The organism is Streptomyces sp. NBC_01296 (assembly GCF_035984415.1).
Lineage (GTDB): Bacteria > Actinomycetota > Actinomycetes > Streptomycetales > Streptomycetaceae > Streptomyces.
The window spans coordinates 5,605,242-5,628,322 of sequence record NZ_CP130720.1 but is presented as its reverse complement, the minus strand read 5'-3'; the positions used below and the strand labels follow the sequence as shown (position 1 = coordinate 5,628,322).

Below are 23,081 nucleotides of genomic sequence, written 5' to 3'. Positions count from 1 at the left end.
TCAGCCCTGCGTCTGCGGCCTGTCCGACTTGTCGAGGACCATGACGAGGCCCGCGATGATCAGGAACAGCGCGATCGGCGTGGCCACGTACAGGCCCAGGGTCTGGGCAATGCTCAGGCCCGGACCCGGGTCGTCGCCGTCATCACGGGTCACCGCGAGCGCGGGAGACGTCATCAGCAGCATCATCAGCGTCGATCCGGCCGTGACGGCGCCGGCGCGCAGAGCGTTCTTCTTGTCCACGGTGCAAACGTAGCGAACACCTAAACGCAGCGCGCGCCCGGGGGTGCCGTACGGGCACGCGCTCCCTCCCGCACCGCGCCCAGCAGGGCGTTCGCCCGGGGCGAGGCGGTCAGCGCCTCCAGGGTCAGCGGCCGTCCCGCGGCGTCGGCGACCGGCAGCCGCCAATTGGGGTACTGGTCCCAGGTTCCCGGCAGGTTCTGCGGCCGCCGGTCCCCGACCGCGTCCGGCAGCCATACGCCGACCAGCCGGGCGGGGGTGCGCAGCAGGAAGCCGTACAGGGCCCGTACGGCGGCCTCCTCGCCCTTGGTGTCCAGGCCGAGCCCCTCCAGCACGTCCAGCCACTGGGCGGTGTCCGCGGCGTCCTGGGCCCGCTCCTGCTCCACCGCTTGGGTCAGCAGGCCGAGCCGGTCGCGCAGTTCCACATGGGCGCCGGCCAGCTTGGCGGCGGTGGGCGGCAGATCGTGGGTGGTGGCCGTCGCCAGGCAATCGGCCCGCCAGGCCACGGGGGCGAGCGGCTGCCCGTCGCCCGCCCAGTCCCGTTCGAACCAGAGCACGGAGGTGCCGAGCACCCCGCGCCGGGCCAGTGCCCGGCGGACCCCGGGCTCCACCGTCCCGAGGTCCTCGCCGATGACCAGGGCCCCGGCCCGGTGGGCCTCGAGCACCAGGACCGCGAGCATCGCCTCGCCGTCGTACGAGACGTACGCCCCGTCGGCGGGCGGGGCGCCCTCCGGGATCCACCAGAGCCGGAACAGGCCCATGACGTGGTCGATGCGCAGGGCGCCGGCGTAGCGGAACACCCCGCGCAGCAGGGCCCGCAGCGGCGCGTACCCGGTGGCCGCCAGCCGGTCGGGCCGCCACGGCGGCAGCCCCCAGTCCTGGCCGCGCGCGTTGAAGGCGTCCGGCGGGGCCCCGACGCACACGCCGTTCGCGTACAGGGGCGGGCCGGAGGTGTCCGAGCCGTTCGGGTGCACCCCGACGGCCAGGTCGTGCACGATGCCGACCGCCATCCCGGCCTCGCGGGCGGCGCTCTGGGCGGCGGCGAGCTGGGTGACCGTCAGCCAGACCAGCCAGCGGTGGAAGTCGGCCCCGCTTCCCGGGTCGTCGCCGGCGTGCCCGGCGCACCACGTGGCGTGCAGGTCCAGCTCCGCGCCCTGTTCAGAGCAGAACTCCCGGTAGGCGGATTCGCGTTCGGGCGTGCGCGGGACGGCGTACAGCAGTTCCAGGGCGGCGCGCTTGAGGGCCCAGACGGCGTCGCGGTCGATCAGCGCCCCCTTCTCCAGTACCTCGCGGCGCAGCTCGCCGCCCCGGGCGGCGAGTTCGGCGAGGGCGCCCGCATCGGAGCAGTCGGCGTACTCGGGGACGTCCTCGATCCGCAGGTGCACCGGGTCGGGGAAGCGCCGCGTGGAGGGCCGATACGGGGAGGGGTCGGTCGGGGTTCCCGGCACGGCCGCGTGCAGCGGGTTGACCTGGATGAACCCGACTCCGTGGGTGCGGCCGGCCCAGCGGGCGAGCGCGGCCAGGTCGCCGAGGTCCCCCATGCCCCAGGACTGCTCGGAGAGCAGGGAGTACAGCTGGACGAGCAGCCCGTGGGCCCGCTCGGGCGCGGCCGGGGCCCGCTCCGGGGCCACGATCAGGGTGGCGGCGCCGGTCCGGCCGTCGGGGGTCTCGGCGGTGAGCCGGTGGACGCCGAGCGGCAGTCCGGGGCCCCACGCGAGCTCCTCCCCGGTCTCCTCGGCGGCCACCCGCACCCGGGTGCCCGGCGGCAGCCCGGCGGGCTCCGGCGGTACGGGTTCCCCCTGCCAGAGCACCACCGTCCGCGGCAGCAGCCGCTCGGCCGCCTCCCGTACGGCGTCCTCGGCGCACACCCGGACGTCCTCGGCGTCGTCGGCGACGACCCCCAGCAGCCCGAGGAGTGCCCTGACGGTGGCCTCCGGGACCCGGACGGTGACGTCCTCGGCGGGCCGGTAGGTGGTGGCGATGCCGTGCAGGGCCGCGAGCCGGGCGAGGTCGTCCATGTGAATACCTGTGTCCCTGTGTCTAGTCGCCTGCGGCAGCGGCCGCGGCGGGTGGGGTCGGCTCGCTCGTCAGCGGGGCCTCGTCGGTGAGCGGGGGCTCGCTGGTCAGCGGCGCGTGGGCGGCACCGGCGAGCGGGGGCTCGCTGGTGAGGGGTCCTTCGGCGGGCCCGGCCTGCGCGGGCAGGTGGGCGAGCAGCGGGGTGCGGGGCGGGGCGGCGGGGCTGTGCGGGGTGCCGGTTGCGGTGTTCACGCGCGGTTGCTCCTTCGTCCGTACAGGGTGTGAGGGTGGGTCAGGAGTCATGGAACACCGCCGGGAACATCGCAGCCATACCCCGCGGGCAGCGCCGCAATTCCTGCGTATCCAGGTCAGAACGCCCGCCCGCATTGACACTCCGGCCGCGCGGGTGGTGGGCTCGGAGTCATTCGTACGGGCGGGTGACGACTCGGGACGGGGAGGCTCCGTGCAGCTCAGGGGCAGGAAGCGGGCGACGGCGGCGGCGGTGGCGGTCATCGGGACGCTGCTGGGCGGCGGGGTGTTCGCCGGTCCGCCCGCCGCGTTCGCGGCGCCGAGCGCGCCGGCCCTCCCGGGACCGGACCCCGCTGCCGGACCCGCCGGCGGGAACGCGGCCGGACATGCGAACGGGCCTGCCGGCGGACCTGCTGCCGGGCCCGCCGCGCCCGGATCCGACCCCGCGACGGGGCTGGCTCCTGGGCCCGCGTTCGATCCCGGCTCCGACGCTCCGCGAGCGGCCGCCGAGGGACCGGCCGTGTGGCCGCGGCCGCAGTCGATGACCGCCGACGCGGCGCGCGAGGTCCCGCTGGGCGCCGAGGCCGTGCTGGTGGCGGCGCCGGACGCCGATCCGTACGCGGTCGGGCTGGTCCGCACCGCCCTGCGCGCGGCGGGCGTACGGACCCTGCACGAACCGGCCCCCGGGGCGCCGCTGCCCGAACGGGGCACCGTCGTACGGCTGCAGGGCCCCGATGCGCAGGAGGCTCTGCGGGCGCTGGGCGCGGCCCCGGCGGCGGGGGCCGCGGAGCTGCCGAACGGGGGCTACCGGCTGGCCGTCGGCAAGGCCGCGGGCCGGGACACGGTCGCGCTGGCCGGCGTGGGGGAGGACGGGCTGTTCCACGCGGCGCAGACGCTGCGCCAGCTGCTGGCCCCGGTCGGGGCGGGCGGCGGGAAGGTGCCCGGGGTCGTGGTGCGGGACTGGCCGACCGCGCCGGTACGCGGGATCACCGAGGGGTTCTACGGGCAGCCGTGGACGCAGGACCAGCGGCTCGCACAGCTGGACTTCATGGGCCGGACCAAGCAGAACCGGCTGCTGCTCGCGCCCGGCGACGACCCGTACCGTACGACCGGCTGGCGCGAGGACTACCCGGCGGCGCAGCAGGCGGAGTTCCGGGCGCTGGCCGAGCGGGCCCGCGCCAACCGGGTGATGCTCGCCTGGGCGGTGGCCCCCGGGCAGTCGATGTGCCTGGCCTCGGCCGCCGACCGGGCGGCGCTGGCGCGCAAGCTGGACGCGATGTGGGACCTGGGCTTCCGGGCGTTCCAGGTGCAGTTCCAGGACGTCAGCTACACCGAGTGGGGCTGCCGGGCGGACCGGGTGCGGTACGGGACGGGCCCGGCGGCGGCCGCGAAGGCGCACGCGGAGGTCGCGGACGAGCTGGCGGCGCACCTCGCCGCGCGGCATCCGGGCTCGGCGCCGCTGTCGCTGATGCCGACGGAGTACCACCAGAAGGGCGCGACCGCGTACCGGACCGCCCTGGCGAGCCGGCTCGACGGGCGGGTGGAGGTCGCCTGGACGGGCGTGGGCGTGGTGCCGCGCTCGATCACCGGGAAGGAACTCGACGGGGCGCGCAGCGCCTTCGGGCAGCACCCGCTCGTCACCATGGACAACTACCCGGTCAACGACTGGGACCCGGGCCGGGTCTTCCTCGGCCCCTACACGGGCCGGGAGCCGGCGGTGGCGGGCGGCTCGGCGGCCCTGCTGGCCAATGCGATGCAGCAGGGCACCCTGGCGCGGATCCCGCTGTTCACGGCCGCCGACTTCGCGTGGAACGCGAACGGCTACCGGCCGGGCGCGTCCTGGGCGGCGGCGGTCTCCGACCTGGCCGGGCCGGACCAGGCCGCCCGCCGGTCCCTGGCCGCGCTGGCCGGGAACACGGCCTCCTCGGGCCTCGGGCACCAGGAGTCGGCGTACCTGCGCCCGCTGGTGGACGAGTTCTGGCGCAGCCGCGGCTCGGGCGACCCGGCCGCCGGCGACCGGCTGCGGGCGGCGTTCACGGCCCTGCGGGAGGCGCCCGCGCGGCTGCCCGGGCTGTCGGCCGAGGCCGGGCCGTGGCTGGCGCGGCTGTCGGCGTACGGAACGGCGGGCGAGCTGGCGGTGGATCTCCTGCGGGCCCAGTCCCGCGGGGACGGGGCGGCGGCGTGGAAGGCCTCGCAGGAACTGGCGGCGGCCCGCAAGGCACTGGCCGAGCCGGGCACCGCCCGGGTGGACCAGACCGTGCTGGACCCCTTCCTCGCGCAGGCGGCGGCGGAGGCGGACGCGTGGACGGGAGCGGCCCGCCGGCCGGGCACGGTCTCCCGGGAGCCGGACTCGTACACGGTCCGGCTGGACACGGTGCGGCCGGTGGCGGTGGTGACCGTGATGACGGATCCGCTGCCGGCGGGGGTCCGGGGCGCGGCGGTGGAGGCGCACGTGCCGGGCGAGGGCTGGCGCAAGGTCGCGGAGGCCTCGGCGTCGGGCTGGACGCAGGCGGACGTCGGCGGTCTGGGCGCGGACGCGGTGCGGCTGTCGTGGGCGGGTCCGGCTCCGGAGGTCCACCAGGTGGTGCCGTGGCTGGCTGACGGACCGTCGGCCGCGTTCGAGCTGCCGGAGACCGTGGAGGTCGAGATCGGCGGGGCCGCTCAGGTGGTGCCGGGCCGGCTGTCGGCGCTGAGCCCGGGCGGGGTCCGGGGACCGCTCTCGGCGGCGCCGCCGCAGGGGGTCGATGTGAAACTCCCTGCGGAGGCCGCTGCTCCGCGGGGCACGCAGGTCACGGTCCCGGTGTCGGTGACGGTCCCGGCGGGCACCCCGGCGGGCAGCTACCCGGTGCCGGTCACGTTCGCGGGGCAGACCCGGACGCTCACCGTCCGCGCGGTCCCGCGTACGGGCGGGCCGGACCTGTTGCGCTCGGCGCGGGCCTCGTCGTCGGGGGACGAGACCCCGGCGTTCCCGGCCTCGGCGGCGGTGGACGGCTCCCCGACCACGCGCTGGTCGTCCAAGCCGGTGGACGGCGCGTGGTGGCAGGCGGAGCTCCCGGCGGCGACCCGGATCGGCAAGCTGGTCCTGCACTGGCAGGAGGCGTACCCGTCGGCGTACCGGGTGGAGACCTCCCCGGACGGTGTCACGTGGTACCCGGCGGCGACGGTCCCGGCCTCCCGCGGCGGCCTGGAGACGGTCCGCCTGGACGCCCCGGCCCCGGCCCGCTTCGTCCGCGTCACCTGCGAGAAACGCGCGACCCGCTTCGGCTGCAGTCTCTTCGCGGCGGAGGCCTACGCGGTCACTCCGTAGCCCCGGCCCGGAGGCCGGGGCCCGGGCCCGGCGTCAGGAGGCTGCCGCGCCGATGCGGTCCAGGGCGTCCTCCGCGCCGTACGGCTGGAGGTACGGCATCCAGCGCGGGTCCCGGTGGCCCGTGCCGATGATCCGCCAGGCCAGCCCCGACGGCGGAGCCGGCTGGTGCCGCAGCCGCCAGCCCAGCTCCAGCAGGTGCCGGTCCGCCTTGACGTGGTTGCACCGCCGGCATGCGGCGACCACGTTGTCCCACACGTGCTGCCCGCCCCGGCTGCGCGGGATCACGTGGTCGACGCTCGTGGCGACCCCGCCGCAGTACATGCAGCGGCCGCCGTCCCGGGCGAACAGCGCGCGGCGGGTGAGTGGAACGGGCCCCCGGTAGGGGACCCGCACGAAGCGCTTGAGCCGGACCACGCTGGGCGCGGGGACGACTCTCGTCGCGCTGTGCAGAAAGGCGCCGGATTCCTCCAGGGAGACAGCTTTGTTCTCCAGTACGAGGACGAGCGCGCGGCGGAGCGGTACGACGCCGAGCGGCTCGTACGACGCATTGAGGACCAGGACGTGCGGCACGGACTGCCTCCTTGTACGCCGGCGGCGCGTGGCTCGCGCCGGGACGATCTGCTCTCCAGTCTCTCCTTACGGCTGGTCGAAGCGCCACCACGCGCCCGTAACGGGTCCGAGGTGTTTTCAACCACACCCGGTTCATCCCCAGGTGAGTCCGGTCTCTCCCTCGAACACGGCAACGGGGTCACACGAATGCCCCGTTAGTGTGGTTGGTCTGTCCCGCACACCCGCACGCCCTCCCCCGGACGGAGTCCGGGGGTACCCCGATCCGCGGGCAGACCGCTACACCTGGAGGTTCCCGTCGTGCCCTGGCATGCCGCCCTGCTGCCCCTGGCAGCCGACAACCCGGACCCGGCCGCTTCGGTCAAGGAAGCCCACGAGAGCGTCACGAACGCTGCCAGCTTCATCGAGGAGAACTGGGCCGGATGGCTGTACCTCAGCCTGAAGATCCTGCTGATCCTGGTGATCGCGGCAGCACTGCGCTCGCTCGTCCGCAAGTCGCTGACCAAGCTGATAACGCGGATGAACCGGGGCGCCGAGGCCGTTGAGGGCATGGCCCTGGGCGGGCTGCTCGTCAACGCGGAGCGCCGGCGGCAGCGCTCCGAGGCGATCGGTTCGGTCCTGCGTTCGGTCGCTTCGTTCCTGATCCTCGGCACGGCCGGGCTGATGGTGCTCGGCGCCCTGGGCATCAACCTCGGCCCGCTGCTCGCGAGTGCCGGTGTGGCCGGTGTGGCGATCGGTTTCGGCGCGCGGAACCTGGTGACGGACTTCCTGTCCGGCGTGTTCATGATCCTCGAGGACCAGTACGGCGTCGGCGACAAGATCGACGCGGGGGTCGCCTCCGGTGAGGTGGTCGAGGTCGGCCTGCGCGTCACCAAGCTGCGCGGGGACAACGGCGAGATCTGGTACGTCCGCAACGGCGAGATCAAGCGGATCGGCAACCTCAGCCAGGGCTGGGCCACCGCGGGCGTGACCGTCCAGGTCAAGCCGTCGGAGAGCCTCACCCGCGTCCGCGAGGTGGTCAAGCACGTCGCCGACGGCCTGGCGAAGGAGTCCCCGTGGGACGAGCGCCTGTGGGGCCCGGTGGAGGTGCTGGGCCTCGACGAGGTGCTGCTGGCGTCGATGACGGTGAAGATCTCCGCGAAGACGATGCCGGGCCAGCAGTTCGCCGTGGAGCGCGAGCTGCGCTGGCGGATCAAGGAGGCCTTCGACGACGCCGGCATCCGGATCATCGGCGGTCTGCCGGCCGCCGACGGCGAGGCGGACGAGGCCCCGGCCGACCCGTCGGCCGCCGTGGCGCCGCCCTCCGCGCTCGCCAATCCGGCCTCCCCGCAGTCCCTGGCCACCGCCCCGATCCCGGCGCCGGCCGCCGGCACCCCCCGGATCAGCAAGTAGCCCGCTCTCCCCTTCTCCCTCACCGCTGCCCCCGCAGGTTCATTTCTGCGGGGGCAGCGGCATTGACACGGCTCAAACACCGATAGGAAACTTACCTAACAGTTCCTGACCACGGCGTGAGCCGATGACGGAGAGAGCGCTCATGACCACGCCCGGAACGCCCAGCCTGCTGCGCGTCATGAACGACCGCGCGGCGCTGGACCTGCTGCTGGAGCACGGGCCCCTGTCCCGTACCCGGATCGGCCGGCTCACCGGGCTCTCCAAGCCCACCGCCTCCCAGCTGCTGGCCCGCCTCGAGGCCGCCGGGCTGGTCGTGGCCACCGGCACCGCCGGCGGCCGCCCCGGACCCAACGCCCAGCTGTACGGGGTCAACCCGCGCGCCGCCCACGTCGCCGGACTGGACGTCACCCCGAGCGGCATCGTCGCGGCCGTCGCCGATCTCACCGGCGAGGTGATCGGCAGCCACGAGCTCCCGTACGCCGAGGGCGCCGGGGCCGTCGACCGGGTCACCCGGGCCCTCGGCGGGGCCGTCAAGGACGCCGGGCTCGAGCGCTCCGCCCTCCACCGCGTCGTCATCGCCACCCCGGGATCCTTCGATCCCCACACCGGGGCGCTGCGCTACGCCGAGCACCTGCCCGGCTGGCACTCCCCCACCCTCCTCGAGGAGCTGGCGGCGGCCCTGCCGATGCCGGTCGGGTACGAGAACGACGTGAACCTCGCCGCGGTCGCCGAGCAGCGCCTCGGCGCGGCCCGCGGCCACGGGGACTTCGTCCTGCTGTGGAACGAGGAGGGCCTCGGCGCCGCCCTGGTGCTCGGCGGCCGGCTGCACCGCGGCTGGACCGGCGGCGCGGGCGAGGTCGGGTTCCTGCCCGTGCCGGGCCACCCCCTGGTCCGGCAGGTCACCCGGGTCAACTCCGGCGGCTACCAGGCACTGGCCGGCGCGGAGGCGGTGCCCGGGATGGCGGCCGCGCTGGGCATCGGGATGCCGCCCGGGACCGGGGCGGGCACGCCGGTCGGCGCGGCGGTCGCGCTGCTGGCGCAGGCCGCCGGACGTCCCGAGGGGGCGGACCTGCGGCTCCTGCAGCAGTACGCCACCGCGCTGGCCACCGGTCTCGCCGCGCTGGTCGCCGTACTGGACCCCGAGATCGTGGTCCTCTCCGGCGCGGTGACCGCCGCCGGCGGGGACGTGCTGCGCGAGCTCGTCGAGACCGAGCTCGCCGATCTCGCCCCCTCCCGGCCCCGCCTGGTGTCGGGCACGGTGCGCGAGCGGCCCGTACTGCGCGGCGCGCTGGAGAGCGCCCTCGCCGCCACCCGCGACGAGGTCTTCGACACCTCGCGCCGCTGACCGACCCCGCCCCCCGTACGTACGGCCGGCGCCTCCGGCCCCCACCGGCTCCCCCGGCATCACCGGCACCACCCGCGTCACCGAAGCGCGTCGTCGCATCCCCTGGCACACCTCCGGAAGTTCCTCCCCCAGAGAGCGAGCACCGCCATGCCCAGAAACCGCCGTCTGCCCATCGTGGCCACCGCCGTCGCCGCGATATCCGTCCTGGCCACCGCGTGTGCGGGCCAGAGCGGCAACGCGGCCGCCGACGACCCGGACAAGGAGGTCACGCTCAACTTCTGGCACGGCTGGTCCGCGCCGAGCGAGGCCAAGGCGATCGAGGAGAACATCGCCCGGTTCGAGAAGGCGCACCCGAACATCAAGGTCAAGGTCACGGGCAACATGACCGACGACAAGATCAACCAGGCGCTCCGGGCCGGCGGGGACAAGGCCCCCGACGTGGTCTCCTCCTTCACCACCGACAGCGTCGGCAAGTTCTGCAACTCCGGCGCCTTCGTCGACCTGAACCCCTTCCTCCGGAAGTCGGGCGTCGACAAGGCGAAGGTGTTCCCCAAGACCCTGCTGGAGTACACCCAGTTCAACGGCAACCAGTGCACGCTGCCGCTGCTGAACGACGCGTACGGCCTCGTCTACAACAAGGACGCCTTCAAGGCCGCGGGCATCACCGAACCGCCCAAGACCTGGAGCCGGTTCACCGAGGTCGCGCAGAAGCTGACCAAGCCCAGCGGGGACTCGTACGACCAGCTCGGCATCATGCCGACCTACCACGGCTACGAGACCACCCCCATGCGCCTGGCCGCGCAGTGGAGCCCGAAGTACTTCGGCGCCGACGGGAAGTCGAACCTGGCCAAGGACCCGGGCTTCGCGAGCATGCTGAACGCGCAGAAGGACCTGGTGGCCAAGCTCGGCGGCTACGAGAAGCTCGAGAAGTTCCGCAACACCTTCGGCGACGAGTGGAGCGCCGAGCACCCCTTCCACAAGGGCCAGGTCGCCATGCAGGTCGACGGCGAGTGGCGGGCCGCGATGGCCAAGGAGGCCGGGGTCACGTTCGAGATCGGGACCGCGCCGCTGCCGGTGCCGGACGACCAGGTCGCCGACTACGGCAAGGGCTACCTCTCCGGCACGATCATGGGCATCGCCTCGGGCAGCAAGAAGCAGAACGCCTCCTGGGAGCTGGTGAAGTACATGACCACCGACACCGAGGCGGTCGTGGCGTTCGCCAACGCCATCCACAACGTGCCCTCCACCCTGGCCGCCCTGGAGTCCCCGAACCTGCAGGTCACCCCGGAGTTCAAGACCTTCCTCGACATCGCCCGGCACCCGAAGTCGAACACCACCCCGGCCCAGGCCGACGGCGGCACCTACCAGCTGACCTTCCAGGACCTCGCGTTCGCGGTCGAGAAGGGCGACGTCGCCGACGTCCCGGCCGGCCTCGCCAAGACCGACCAGCAGATCGACACGGACATCGCGAAGGCGAAGTAGCCCCCGATGACCACCGCGATGCCGAGCACAGGCACCATCCCCACCGCACCCGCCCTGCGGGCGAAGCGCCGGCGGTCCGCCCTGCGGACCGCGGCCTTCATGTCGCCCTGGCTGATCGGGTTCGCCGTCTTCTTCGCGTACCCGCTCGTCTCCACCGTGTACTTCTCCTTCACGAAGTACGACGGCTTCCGCCCGCCCGCCTTCAACGGCGTGGACAACTGGACGTACGTCTTCACGGACTATCCGCTGTTCTGGCCGGCCATGCGCAACACCCTGTGGCTGGTCGTGGTGATGGTCGTCAGCCGGGTCGTCTTCGGCCTCGGCGTCGGCCTGCTCATCACGAAGATCAAGACGGGGGCGGGGATCTTCCGGACCCTGTTCTACCTGCCCTACCTGGCCCCGCCGGTGGCCGCGACGCTGGCCTTCGTCTTCCTGCTCAACCCCGGCACCGGCCCGGTCAACACCCTGCTCGAGGGGGTCGGCCTGCCCGCCCCCGGCTGGTTCACCGACGCCGACTGGTCCAAGCCCGCGCTGACCCTCCTCGCCCTGTGGGGGATCGGCGACCTGATGGTCATCTTCATGGCCGCGCTGCTCGACGTGCCGAAGGAGCAGTACGAGGCCGCCGAGCTGGACGGGGCCGGCGCCTGGCAGCGGTTCCGGCACATCACCCTGCCGAACATCTCGCCGATCATCCTGTTCGCGGTGGTCACCGGGGTCATCCAGGCCATGCAGTCCTACACGCAGCCCCTGGTGGCGGGGAAGGTCGCCGCGGGTGTCATCGGCGGCTCGGGCCAGCAGTTCGAGCCGGGCTACCCCGACAAGTCCACACTGACCCTCCCCCAGGTCGTCTACAACGTCGGATTCCAGCGCTTCGACTACGGCGCCGCGTGCGTCGTCGCGCTGGTCCTCTTCGCCCTCTCCATGGCCTTCACCGCACTCCTGATGCGCCGCCGTGGCGGGCTGATCGGAGCAGGTGACTGAGCATGCACCGAAACCGCAAGGCCGTCCTGCACTGGGTCGGGGTGCACGCCCTCGGCGTCGCGGCCGCCCTGTTCTTCGTCCTCCCGTTCGTCTTCCTCCTCCTGACCTCCCTGATGGGCGACCAGCAGGCGCTGACCCGCGACCTGGTGCCCGACACCTGGCAGTGGGGCAACTACGCCAAGGTCTGGCACACCCCCGGCTTCCTGACCTGGTGGCGCAACACCCTGCTGTACGCGGGGCTGGGCACGCTGCTGACCGTGGTCTCCTCGGTGCCCGTCGCGTACGCCCTCGCCAAGTTCCGCTTCCGCGGACGCCGGCTCTCGCTGCTGCTGGTGATCGCCATGATGATGCTGCCGCCGCAGGTGGTGGTCATCCCGATGTACCTCTTCTGGGCCAAGCAGCTGGACCTGTCCGGAACGCTGTGGCCGCTGATCATCCCGATGGCCTTCGGCGACGCGTTTTCCATCTTCCTGCTCCGCCAGTTCCTGCTGACCATCCCCGACGAGTACCTGGACGCGGCCAAGGTCGACGGCTGCGGCGAGGTCCGCACCCTGCTGCGCGTCGTCGTGCCGATGGCGAAGCCGGGCATCGCCGCCGTCGCGCTGTTCCAGTTCTTCTGCGCCTGGAACGACTACTTCGGCCCGCAGATCTACGCCTCGGACAACCCCGCCGCCTGGACCCTCAGTTACGGACTGGAGTCCTTCAAGGGGGCTCACCACACGAACTGGAATCTGACCATGGCCGCAACCGTGCTGGTCATGGCCCCCGTGATCGTCCTCTTCTTCTTCGCCCAGAAGGCGTTCGTCGAGGGCGTCACCCTGACCGGAGTGAAAGGCTGATGACCATGAAACTCGCAGTGGTGGGCGGCGGTTCCACCTACACCCCCGAGCTGATCGACGGATTCGCGCGGCTGCGCGACACCCTGCCGATCGGCGAGCTGGTGCTCATCGACCCCGCCACCGAGCGGCTGGAGCTGATCGGCGCGCTGGCCCGGCGGATCTTCGCCAGGCAGGGGCATCCGGGACGGATCACCACCACCGCCGATCTCGACGCGGGCGTCGAGGGCGCCGACGCGGTGCTGCTCCAGCTGCGCATCGGCGGGCAGGCGGCCCGGCTGCAGGACGAGACCTGGCCGCTGGAGTGCGGCTGCGTCGGGCAGGAGACCACCGGCGCGGGCGGGCTCGCCAAGGCGCTGCGGACGGTCCCGGTGGTGCTGGACATCGCCGAGCGGGTCCGGCGGGCCAGCCCGGACGCCTGGATCATCGACTTCACGAACCCGGTCGGGATCGTCACCCGCGCCCTGCTGCAGGCCGGGCACAAGGCGGTCGGGCTGTGCAACGTCGCCATCGGCTTCCAGCGGAAGTTCGCGGCGCTGCTGGACCTGGCCCCGGCCGACATCCACCTGGACCACGTGGGCCTCAACCACCTCACCTGGGAGCTGGGCGTGCGCAAGGGCGGCCCGGACGGCGAGGACCTGCTGCCGCGGCTGCTCGCCGAGCACGGGGAGGCCGTCGCCGCGGACCTGCGGCTGCCGCGCGCGGTACTGGACCGCCTCGGCGTCGTCCCCTCGTACTACCTGCGGTACTTCTACGCGCACGACGCGGTCGTGCGCGAGCTGGGCGGGAAGCCCTCGCGGGCCGCCGAGGTGGCCGCGATGGAGAAGGAGCTGCTCGCCCTTTACGCCGATCCGGCGCTGGACGAGAAGCCGGAACTGCTGGCCAAGCGGGGCGGGGCCTTCTACTCGGAGGCGGCCGTGGACCTGGCGGCGGCGCTGCTGGGCGACGGCGCCCCGGGCCCGGCGGCACTGCAGGTGGTCAACACGCGCAACGACGGGACGCTGCCGTTCCTCCCGGACGACGCGGTGATCGAGGTGCAGGCCCGGGTGGACCGGTCCGGCCCGGTGCCGCTGGCCGCGGCGCGGCTCGACCCGCTGTACGCCGGTCTGGTCGCGCACGTCACGGCGTACGAGGACCTGGCGCTGGACGCGGCCGTACGAGGCGGCCGCGAACGGGTCTTCAAGGCGCTGCTGGCCCACCCGCTGGTCGGCCAGTTCGAACGCGCCGAGGGGCTGACCGACCGGCTCCTCGCGCACAACAAGGAGCACCTGGCATGGGCGTGAACCCTCCCGCCCGCCCCACCCGCCCCGCCGTCCTCGCCGTCGACGCGGGCAACAGCAAGACGGACGCGGCCCTGATCGCCGCGGACGGCACGGTCCTCGGCACCGGGCGCTCCGGCGGCTTCCAGCCGCAGCGCACCGGTGTCGAGGCGGCGGTGGACGTACTGGCGCAGGCGGTCGCGGAGGCCGCCGAGGCGGCCGCGCTGCCGCTGCCGGGGCCCGGTGCGCCGTACGCCGGCCAGGTCTCGGCCTGTCTGGCCAATGCCGATCTCCCGGTGGAGGAGCGGCAGCTCGCGGCCGCGATCGGCGCGCGCGGCTGGGGCGCGGCGACCCGGGTGTTCAACGACACCTTCGCGATCCTGCGGGCCGGGCTCGCCGCGGGCGAGCCGCCGCGCGGGGTGGCGGTGGTGTGCGGGGCCGGCATCAACTGCGTGGGGATGCTCCCCGACGGGCGCACGGCCCGGTTCCCGGCGCTCGGGCAGATCTCCGGCGACTGGGGCGGCGGGGGCGGCCTGGCCGCGGAGGCCCTGTGGTGGGCGGCGCGGGCGGAGGACGGCCGCGGCGGGCCGACGGCGCTGGCGGCGGCGCTGCCGGAGCACTTCGGGCTCGCTTCGATGGCCCGGCTGATCGAGGCGCTGCACCTGGGGACCCTGGCGCAGCGGCGGACCCACGAGCTGGTGCCGGTGCTGTTCGCGGTGGCCGCGGCGGGCGATGCGGTGGCCTCGGCGATCGTGGAGCGGCAGGCGGACGAGGTGGTGGCGCTGGCGTCGGTGGCGCTGGACCGGCTGGACCTGCTGGACGAGGAGGCTCCGGTCCTGCTCGGCGGCGGGGTGCTCACGGCCGGTCACGAGCAGTTGGACGAGCGGATCGCGGCGGGGCTGGCGCGGCGGGCCCCGCGGGCCCGGGTGTCGGTGGTCGCGGCCCCGCCGGTGCTGGGCGCCGGGCTGCTGGGGCTGGACGCGCTCGGGGCGCTGCCCGAGGCCCATGGAAAACTCCGTGCCCATTTCGGGTGAACCTGCCCCGCCAGGCCCCGGTTCTGGAACCGTGGCGGCCACGGAGTCGTATTCACGGTGAAGGGGTGGGGTCGGCGCGCACAGGGGGTGGATCGCCAGGATCCGGCACCGGGTGCTGTGGTTGACCGCCACTACGGCCATACTGCTGCGGAGCAGAGGACCAAGGGGGAGGTCACGGTGGCCATCACATCACGCGCGCCCGCGCCCGGCGGCGGCGCCGTGGCGCCCGCGGGTCCGCCGCAGGCGCCTCCCCGGCCCGGCAGTACGGCCTGGGCCGAGGGTGTGGAGCGGCTGCGCGCGGCCGCGACGACCGAGCCCGGCCGACTGCGGATCATCGGCGCGGCCCTGGCCGCCCTGGTCCTGCTGTTCGGCGCGGTGACCGTCCTGGAGATCTCCGGCCGGGTCGGCGCCGCGGAGGACGTGGTGGGCCGCAGCCAGCCGCTGAGCGCGGACGCGGCGAGCATCTACCGCTCGCTCGCGGACGCCGACACGGCCTCCTCCAGCGGGTTCCTGGCCGGCGGCGACGAACCGCGGGAGGTCCGCCAGCGGTACGAGAAGGACATCTCCAACGCCTCGAAGCTGCTGGTGAGCGCGGCCGCCAACACCAGGGCGGACGAGGACTCCCGTCGGCAGATCGCGCTGCTGAGCGAGCAGCTGCCCCGCTACACGGGCCTGATCGAGCAGGCCCGGGCCACGAACAAGCAGGGCCTGCCGCTGGGCGGCGCCTATCTGCGGTACGCCAACGAGCAGATGAGCACCCAGCTGCTGCCCGCCGCGCAGCGGCTGTACGAGGCGGAGACGGGCCGGCTCTACACGGACTACGACGACGCCCGCTCGCTGCCGCTGGCCTCGCTCGGTGCGGGGCTGCTCGCGCTCGCCGCGCTGGCGTGGGCGCAGCGCCGCAACTACCGTCGGACGAACCGGGTCTTCAACCACGGTCTCGTGGCGGCGACGGCCGCCTCGCTGGTGGTGCTGATGTGGCTGGCCGTGGGGCACACGGTCGCCCGGTCGGAGCTGGCGGAGGCCAGATCGGACGGGCAGGAGTCGCTGAAGGTGCTGAACGACGCGCGGATCGCCTCGCTCCAGGCGCGCGCCAGTGAGAACCTGACGCTGATCGCGCGGGGCGCCGTACTGGCCGCGGACAACAAGTCCGACAAGTACGACGTCGACTTCACGACCGAGATGAAGGAGCTGGACGCCGGGCTGGCGACGGCGCTGAAGCTCGCCGACGACAGCAGCGGGCGGGAGCCGGTCGGCCGCGCCGCGGACGGTGTCAGGCAGTGGAAGCAGCGGCACGCGGCGGCCCGGGAGACCGACTTGCGCGGCGACTACCAGGACGCCTTGCCCCAGGTCATCGGGGACAAGGACCACAAGGACAGCAGCGGGGCCTCGTTCGACACGGTGGACGCGTCCCTGGAGCAGGCAGTGGCCCATGAGCAGAAGGAGTTCACCCGGGCGGCCCGGGGCGGGCTCGGCGCGCTGGGCGGTTTGGTGACGGGTTCGGCGGCCCTCGCGGTGGTCGGCGCCGCGGCGGCGCTGCTCGGCATCGGGCGCCGGCTTTCGGAGTACAGGTGACAGCGATGCGGATACGCGTGAAGTCCCACGGCGAGGGCCACGACGGGGGCCACGACGAGGGCCACGACGGCGGAACCGGCCTGCGCCGGCTCGCGGGGCGGCTGCGCGGCTGGGGCGGGGTGAGCGCCATGGCCGCCGCGTGCGCGGTGACGGCCGCGGCCGTCCTGCTGCCGCTGGCCCATGCCACCCCGGACACCGGCCGGGGGGTCGTGGTCCGCGAGCCCGCCTCGATGGCCGCCGCCCCGGCGCCGTGGTCGCTCACCGACACCTGCCAGGACCCGGAGGCCAGCCTGCGCCCGTCCGGCGTGGACGGTCCGGCCATCGAACGGATCCGCAAGGCGGGCAAACTCGTCGCGGGCGTGGACCAGAACAGCTTCAAATGGGGCTACCGCAACCCGGTCGACGGCCGCCTCGACGGGTTCGACATCGCCCTGGTCAAGGCCATCGCGAAGGACATCCTGGGCGACGAGAACGCGGTCATCTACCGGGCCATCCCCACCAGCCAGCGCGTCCCCGCCCTCCATGACGGCCGCGTCGACGTCGTCGTGCGGACCATGACGATCAACTGCAAGCGGCTGGAGGACGTCGCCTTCTCGACGGCGTACTTCGAGGCCGGGCAGCAGGTCCTCGCCCCCAAGGGCTCGCCGATCACCGGGTACGACGCCTCTTTGAAGGGCCGCCGGATCTGCACCGCGGCCGGCTCCACGGCCGAAGCGGCGCTCAAGGCCCAGCCGTACGGCTCGGTCCCGGTCAGCGTGCCCAACCAGCTCGACTGCCTGGTCCGGCTCCAGCTGGGCGAGGTGGACGGCATCATCACGGACAACGCGCTCGCGGCCGGCCAGGCCGCGCAGGACCCGTCGGTGCGCCTCGTCGGCTCCCCGTTCACCAAGGAGTTCTACGGGGTCGCCATGAACAAGGACGCCTCCGACCTGGTGCGCCGGGTCAACAAGGTGCTGGAGAACTACCGCGCCGGCGGTGACAACAGTCCCTGGATGCAGGCCTACGTGACGCACCTCAAGCCCGTCCTGCCCGGAGTGGCCGGACCGCCCGCGCCGAAGTACCGGGACGGCTGAGGCAGGTGGCAGAGTCGGAGCCCGATGTCAGGAAAGCGGAGGCGGGGTCTTTGGAAGCGCAGTCGGCAGTGATGGACCGGGACGACGTCGACCGCGCCCTGGCCCGGCTCGGCGCGGAGCACGAGGCCGTCGAGACCTCGCTGCTCGCCCTGCAGGACCACGCCGGGCGCCGGCTGCTGGAGGGGGCCGGGCTGACCGGCGTCACCAAGGAGCGGTGGGCGGAGGCCGACGCCGCCATCACCCGGCTGTGGACGTACTTCGACGCCTACAGCGGGGCGCTGGGCGCTGCCCGGGAGATCCGCGAGCGGCGCCGCTGGCCGGGCCGCGAGGAACTGATCGAGCTGACCGAGCGGCTGCGCGGGCCCGGGGTGCTGATCGCCGGGGCCGCGGCGGAGGGCGTGGCGCTGGCGGAGCGGCTCTCGCTCGCCGAGCTGGTGTCCCGGATGAACGAGCTGTACGCGAGCTCGCTGGACGTGGTGGTGGCCGCCGACTCCGTGTGGTCGGCGCTGCCCGCCCGCATCGACCTGCTCGCGGCCGAACTGCACCGCACCCGCTCGCTGGCCCACTCGGTGGGGGTCCGCCCCGGTGAACACCCCTCGGGCGACGACCTGGAGGACATCACCGCCGAGCTGACCGGGCTGCGGGCGCAGGTGATCGCTGATCCGCTGGCGTTCTGGCAGCCGGTGGCGGGGAGTTCCGCGCCCGGCGGGGGCCGTCCGGACACCACCCGATACGACCGGGCCGCGGTCGCGCTGGAGGACGTACGCCGGGAGATCGAGGCGGTCCTGGCCGTACGGCAGGACGCCGAGCAGCGGCTGATCAGCCTGCGGGACGTGCTCTCGCGGGCCGACCGGACCCTGTCCGAGGCGCGGACCGCGCGCGGCGAGGTGCTGGCGAAAATCGCGGCTTCGGAGGTTCCGGTGGTCAGCGGGCCGCCGACGGCGCTGCAGGAGCAACTGGCCGCGGCCGCCGAGTACCGGCGCCAGGCCCGGTGGCACCGGCTCTCGCCGCTGCTGGAATCGCTGGAGGAGCGGGCCGAGGAGGAACTGCGCCGGGCCCGCGAATCGTTGACGGCAGTGACGGCTCCCTTGGCGGTACGGGCCGAACTGCGCGGGCGGCTGGACGCGTACAAGGCGAAGGTGGCCCGGCACGGGATGGCGGAGGACCCGCTGCTGATCGAGCGGTACGACACGGCCCGGCGGATGCTGTGGAGCGCGCCCTGCGATCTGCGGGCCGCCGAGCAGGCCGTGCTGCGCTACCAACAGGCGACGGCCGAGTCACTGGCACCACCGCAGCCGCAGTACCGGCCCGCGGGGCCGGGGGAGGAGGACGCATGAGTCTGGTCGGAACCGCGTGCGTTCGCCCCGGCTGCCCGGGGTCGTACGAGGACATGGGCGACGGCGAGCTGTACTGCGACACCTGCGGCCTGGCGCCGGTCGGATCCGTCGCCGCGGGTGCGGAGGAGCTGGTCTCGCCGCCGACGGGGATGACGAGCGCGGCCCGGCACGGCGACTCTCAGGGTTCACAGGGCTCGCAGGGCTCTCACGGCTCGGCCCGGTCGGGCCGGTCCGGGTCGACGTCGGCCTCCGCACGCTCCTCGCGGTCCTCGTCCTCGCGGCGCTCGGTGTCGGGCCGGCTCTCGCGCTCCCTGTCGGGGGCCCGGTCCACCCGCTCGGTGTCGGTGCGCAGTTCGGGTTCGGCGGCCGGGCCCTCGGGGCGCAGCCGGCTGGGCGCCGGGCTGGTCAACGTCCCGGAGGTACCGCGTCCGGATCCTTCGGCGGCGGTGCTGGAGAACCCGGAGGTGCCGGAGCGCAAGCGGTTCTGCTCGCGCTCGGACTGCGGGGCTCCGGTGGGCCGGGCCCGCGGGGACCGGCCGGGCCGGACCGAGGGCTTCTGCACCAAGTGCGGGCACCCGTACTCCTTCGTGCCCAAGCTGCGCGCGGGAGAGGTGGTGCACGGCCAGTACGAGGTGGCCGGGTGTCTGGCGCACGGCGGCCTCGGCTGGGTGTACCTGGCGGTGGACCGGGCCGTGTCGGACCGGTGGGTGGTGCTCAAGGGCCTGCTGGACACCGGGGACCAGGACGCGATGGCCGCGGCGATCTCGGAGCGGCGCTTCCTCGCGGAGATCGAGCACTCCAACATCGTGCGGATCTACAACTTCGTGGAGCACCTGGACCAGCGGACGGGTTCGCTGGACGGGTACATCGTCATGGAGTACGTCGGCGGCAAGTCGCTGAAGGAGATAGCGAACGAGCGGCGGCGGCCGGACGGCCGGCGCGATCCGCTGCCGGTGGAGCAGGCCTGCGCGTACGGGATCGAGGCGCTGGAGGCGCTCGGACACCTGCACAGCAGGAACCTGCTGTACTGCGACTTCAAGGTCGACAACGCGATCCAGCAGCAGGACCAGCTGAAGCTGATCGACATGGGCGCGGTGCGCCGGATGGACGACGAGGAGTCGGCCATCTACGGCACGGTCGGCTACCAGGCGCCGGAGGTGGCCGAGCTCGGCCCCTCGGTCGCCTCCGACCTGTACACGGTGGCGCGGACGCTGGCCGTCCTGACCTTCGACTTCCAGGGCTACACGAACGTGTTCGTGGATTCGCTGCCGGATCCGGAGCACATCGAGGTGTTCGGGCGGTACGAGTCCTTCTACCGGCTGCTGGTCCGGGCGACCGACCCGGATCCGGACCGGCGGTTCTCGTCCGCGCAGGAGATGGCGGACCAGCTGACGGGCGTGCTGCGGGAGGTCGTCGCCCTGCAGACGGGCCACCCCCGGCCGCAGGTCTCCACGCTCTTCGGGCCGGAGCTCCGGGTGCTGGACACCCGGCTGTTCGCCGAGGCGGCCGGGGCCGAGGTGTCCCGGCTCGGGGCGCGGACGCTGCCGGCTCCCGCGGCGGGACGCAGGCTCGGGCGCAGGCCGGGGCCGTCGGCGCTGCCGCCCGCTCCGGCGGCTGCCGTGGCCGCGGCCCCTGCGGGGACGCCGGGGGCGGCAGCCCTGTCGGCGCCGCTCGGGACCACGGCGACCCACCGGGCCGGCGGCCCGGCGGCCGGAGCGGCGGGGCCGGGTACCGTCCCGGCTCCGCGCCAGGCCCAGGTGCCGGCCGGCCGGCACGCCCCGGGGGCGGGTCCGCAGGCGCCCGGACCCGTGGCGGTGCCCCCGCCGGCCGTACGCCCCGGCGAACTGGCCGCGCTGGACGCCCGGGGCATGGCGCTGGCCCTGCCGGTGCCGCTGGTGGACGCGGGCGACCCGAACTCCGGCTTCCTGGCCGGACTGTTGGCCTCCGCACCGGGCGACCTGCTGGGCGCCCTGCGCTCGGCGCCCGCCGAGTCGGCGGAGCTGCGGCTGCGCGAGCTGCGGGCCCGCCTGGAGCTGGGCGAACTCGCCGCGGCCGGCGGCGCCCTGACCGCCCTGGAAGCCCGGCACCCGGACGACTGGCGGGTGGTGTGGGCCCGCGGGATCGCCTCGCTGGCCACCGGCGAGGACGAGATAGCGGCGCTGTCCTTCGACGCCGTCTACGACGCGTTCCCTGGCGAGACCGCGCCGAAGCTGGCGCTGGGCCTGTGCGCGGAGGTCCTGGGCCAGTTGGACAACGCCGCCGAGTACTACCGGCTGGTCTGGATCACCGACCCGGGGTTCGTGAGCGCGGCCTTCGGGCTGGCCCGCGTCCAGCTCGCCGCGGGCGACCGGTCCGGTGCGGTGCGCACGCTGGAATCCGTGCCCGAGGCATCGATCCACTACACCGCCGCACGGGTGGCGGCGGTACGGGCACGCCTGCGCGACCGGTCTCCCGAGGAGGCCCTGCTGCCGGATCTGGCGGCTGCTGCCGCGCAGGTCGAGGCCCTGGAACGGTTCGGGCTGGACGCGGTGCGCCACGAACGGCTGTCGACGGAGGTTCTGGGCTCGGCCCTGGACTGGGTACTGTCGGGTAGCCGGGGTTCCGACCCCGGTCGGACCTCGCTGCTCGGCAGTCAACTGGACGAGCGGGGCCTGCGCTTCGGCCTGGAGCGCTCGTACCGCGTACTCGCGCGGCTGGCGCAGCGGGGCGAGGACAGGATCGAACTGGTGGAGCGGGCAAACCGTTTCCGTCCCCGGACGTGGGTGTGAGTGATGTCGATGCATCGGCCGTCTGGCTGCCCCAGCTGCGCGGAGCCCCTCGAGGAGGGTGACCGTTTCTGCGGCGTCTGCGGCTCCCCCGTGTCCGCCGCGCCCCCTCCCGTGTCCCGCGACAACCCGACCCTCCCGATCCCGCCGCTCCCGGCGGGCCCGGCCGGCGGGTACGCCCTCGCGGAGCCCGCGCCCGGGTGGGGCAGTGTCGCGGCCGGTGGGGCGCCCACGCTGGTCGGGGACACCGCCGGCTGGTCCGCACCGGCGGAGCCGGCCGCCGAGCCCGGCACGGAGCCGGGCGCACGGCCGGTCCCCGAAGCCGCCGCCGCGCGGCCGGTGGCGGAGCCCGTCGCCCCGCCGGTCGCCGCGCCCGCGCCCGCGGCCGCCCCCGTACCGCCGCAGGGGTCCTCGTACGGGGCGCCCGTGCCCGCGTACGGCAGCGTGGCCGATCCGGCAGCCGGCGGCGAGATCCGCCACGACCGGCCCGGCAGCGCCCCCACCCCTCCCGAAGGGACCCCCTGGGGTGCGGCCGAAGCCGCGTACGGCGCCGCCGGCCCCGGGCACGAGGACCCGTACGCCACCGCCGCCGCGCAGGGCAGCGCTCCCGCGGCCGCCGATGGCGGGAAGACCTGCGTGGCCTGCCGGGCCGGGCGGGTCGACACCGACGGGTACTGCGAGCACTGCGGGCACGCCCAGCCGCGGGAGCGGGACCACCTCGAGGAGGAGCTCGGCAGCGTCGCCGCCGTCAGCGACCGCGGGCTGCGCCACCACCGCAACGAGGACTCGTTCGCGGTCGCGGCCACCGCCCTGCCCGACGGCTCGGCCGCCACCGTGGCCATCGTCTGCGACGGCGTCTCCTCCGCCAGCCGCCCCGACGAGGCATCGGCCGCCGCGGCCGGCGCCGCCAACGAGGCCCTGCTCGAAGCCCTCCCCCGCGGCGCCCACCCCCAGGAGGCCATGCACGACGCCATCCTGGCCGCGGCCGCCGCCGTGAACGCCCTGGCCCCGGAGGTCCAGGGCGCGCAGAACGCCCCCGCCTGCACCCTGGTCGGCGCCGTCGTCAGCGGCGGCCTGCTGACCATCGGCTGGGTCGGCGACAGCCGCGCGTACTGGGTCCCCGACGACCGCGACGCGCTGCCGCGCCGCCTCACCGAGGACGACTCGTGGGCGGCCCAGATGGTCGCGGCCGGGCTGATGGGCGAGGCCGAGGCCTACGCCGACGTCCGCGCCCACGCCATCACGGGCTGGCTCGGGGCCGACGCGTACGACCTGGAGCCGCACACCGCCACCTTCAAGCCGGACCACGCGGGCGTCGTGGTCGTCTGCACCGACGGCCTGTGGAACTACGCCGAGTCCGCCCAGGACATGGCCCAGGTACTGCCCGCGGACGCCGCCGCCCGCCCCCTGCACAGTGCGCAGGTCCTGGTGGGGCACGCCCTCGACGGGGGCGGCCACGACAACGTCACGGTCGCCCTCGTCCCGTTCGCCGCGCCGACCGGGCCGGGAACGGCGGAGGCGGGCGCCGGGGCAGCGGCGGGTGCGCCCGGGCCGGAACAGCCCCAAGCGCAAGCGGAATCGGAAACGGAAGCGGAAGCGGAAGTACGCCCTCAGGGCTGATCCACC

General features: G+C 74.4%; 17 protein-coding genes. 13 read left to right on the top strand and 4 right to left on the bottom strand.

Annotation, left to right across the window (positions count from 1 at the left end; genetic code table 11):
- Genes OG299_RS25570 through OG299_RS25560 form a run of 3 tightly spaced genes read right to left on the bottom strand, consistent with a single transcriptional unit; the run spans window position 1 to window position 2,505 of the window.
- On the bottom strand, window positions 1–240 hold the full coding sequence (locus tag OG299_RS25570) for a hypothetical protein (RefSeq protein WP_266629202.1): 240 nt from the start codon (window positions 238–240) through the stop codon (window positions 1–3).
- 20 nt (window positions 241–260) lie between these two features.
- Window positions 261–2,255: a 4-alpha-glucanotransferase gene (locus tag OG299_RS25565; RefSeq protein ID WP_266629200.1), complete on the bottom strand. Its 1,995-nt coding sequence runs from the start codon at window positions 2,253–2,255 to the stop codon at window positions 261–263.
- Between the two features lie 22 nt (window positions 2,256–2,277).
- Window positions 2,278–2,505, bottom strand: a complete 228-nt coding sequence (locus tag OG299_RS25560) for a hypothetical protein (protein ID WP_266629198.1) — start codon at window positions 2,503–2,505, stop codon at window positions 2,278–2,280.
- Between the two features lie 211 nt (window positions 2,506–2,716).
- On the opposite strand from OG299_RS25560, the gene OG299_RS25555 reads away from it, so the two are divergent.
- Window positions 2,717–5,809 carry a beta-N-acetylglucosaminidase domain-containing protein gene (locus OG299_RS25555; RefSeq protein WP_327362744.1) on the top strand — a complete coding sequence of 1,031 codons (3,093 nt, stop codon included), beginning with the start codon at window positions 2,717–2,719 and terminating at the stop codon, window positions 5,807–5,809.
- 33 nt (window positions 5,810–5,842) lie between these two features.
- On the opposite strand, the gene OG299_RS25550 is transcribed toward OG299_RS25555, so the two are convergent.
- The gene (locus tag OG299_RS25550) at window positions 5,843–6,379 is read right to left on the bottom strand and encodes an HNH endonuclease (RefSeq protein ID WP_030297339.1); all 537 of its coding nucleotides are present in this window, start codon (window positions 6,377–6,379) and stop codon (window positions 5,843–5,845) included.
- A gap of 297 nt (window positions 6,380–6,676) precedes the next feature.
- Here OG299_RS25550 and OG299_RS25545 point away from each other — a divergent pair, with 297 nt between their 5' ends.
- The 12 genes from OG299_RS25545 to OG299_RS25490 all read left to right on the top strand — a co-directional run bounded on the left by OG299_RS25545 (window position 6,677) and on the right by OG299_RS25490 (window position 23,075).
- On the top strand, window positions 6,677–7,768 hold the full coding sequence (locus OG299_RS25545) for a mechanosensitive ion channel family protein (RefSeq protein ID WP_266629192.1): 1,092 nt from the start codon (window positions 6,677–6,679) through the stop codon (window positions 7,766–7,768).
- Window positions 7,769–7,910: 142 nt separating this feature from the next.
- On the top strand, window positions 7,911–9,113 hold the full coding sequence (locus OG299_RS25540; RefSeq protein WP_266629190.1) for an ROK family transcriptional regulator: 1,203 nt from the start codon (window positions 7,911–7,913) through the stop codon (window positions 9,111–9,113).
- Window positions 9,114–9,260: 147 nt separating this feature from the next.
- Window positions 9,261–10,595 (top strand): ABC transporter substrate-binding protein, encoded by a 1,335-nt coding sequence (locus tag OG299_RS25535; RefSeq protein ID WP_327362743.1) that lies wholly within the window; start codon window positions 9,261–9,263, stop codon window positions 10,593–10,595.
- 6 nt (window positions 10,596–10,601) lie between these two features.
- The gene (locus tag OG299_RS25530; RefSeq protein WP_266629186.1) at window positions 10,602–11,576 is read left to right on the top strand and encodes a carbohydrate ABC transporter permease; all 975 of its coding nucleotides are present in this window, start codon (window positions 10,602–10,604) and stop codon (window positions 11,574–11,576) included.
- A gap of 2 nt (window positions 11,577–11,578) precedes the next feature.
- Entirely contained in the window at window positions 11,579–12,415 is an 837-nt protein-coding gene (locus tag OG299_RS25525) for a carbohydrate ABC transporter permease (protein WP_266629184.1), read from the top strand.
- Between the two features lie 5 nt (window positions 12,416–12,420).
- A complete protein-coding gene (locus tag OG299_RS25520) occupies window positions 12,421–13,695 on the top strand; it encodes a 6-phospho-beta-glucosidase (protein WP_266629182.1) in 1,275 nt (424 codons plus the stop codon).
- On the top strand, window positions 13,686–14,705 hold the full coding sequence (locus OG299_RS25515) for an N-acetylglucosamine kinase (protein WP_327362742.1): 1,020 nt from the start codon (window positions 13,686–13,688) through the stop codon (window positions 14,703–14,705). Before OG299_RS25520 ends, OG299_RS25515 begins: the two co-directional genes overlap by 10 nt.
- A gap of 177 nt (window positions 14,706–14,882) precedes the next feature.
- Entirely contained in the window at window positions 14,883–16,280 is a 1,398-nt protein-coding gene (locus OG299_RS25510; protein ID WP_405702895.1) for a GlnX family signal transduction membrane protein, read from the top strand.
- A gap of 128 nt (window positions 16,281–16,408) precedes the next feature.
- Window positions 16,409–17,353, top strand: a complete 945-nt coding sequence (locus tag OG299_RS25505; protein WP_266633544.1) for a glutamate ABC transporter substrate-binding protein — start codon at window positions 16,409–16,411, stop codon at window positions 17,351–17,353.
- 71 nt (window positions 17,354–17,424) lie between these two features.
- Complete coding sequence (locus OG299_RS25500) at window positions 17,425–18,690, top strand: hypothetical protein (RefSeq protein ID WP_266629178.1); 1,266 nt, start codon at window positions 17,425–17,427, stop codon at window positions 18,688–18,690.
- On the top strand, window positions 18,687–21,458 hold the full coding sequence (locus tag OG299_RS25495) for a serine/threonine-protein kinase (RefSeq protein ID WP_327362741.1): 2,772 nt from the start codon (window positions 18,687–18,689) through the stop codon (window positions 21,456–21,458). The genes OG299_RS25500 and OG299_RS25495 overlap by 4 nt, the downstream gene beginning before the upstream one ends.
- A gap of 3 nt (window positions 21,459–21,461) precedes the next feature.
- Window positions 21,462–23,075, top strand: coding sequence for a protein phosphatase 2C domain-containing protein (locus OG299_RS25490; protein ID WP_327362740.1), 1,614 nt, complete (start codon window positions 21,462–21,464; stop codon window positions 23,073–23,075).
- The last annotated feature ends 6 nt before the right edge of the window (window positions 23,076–23,081 follow it).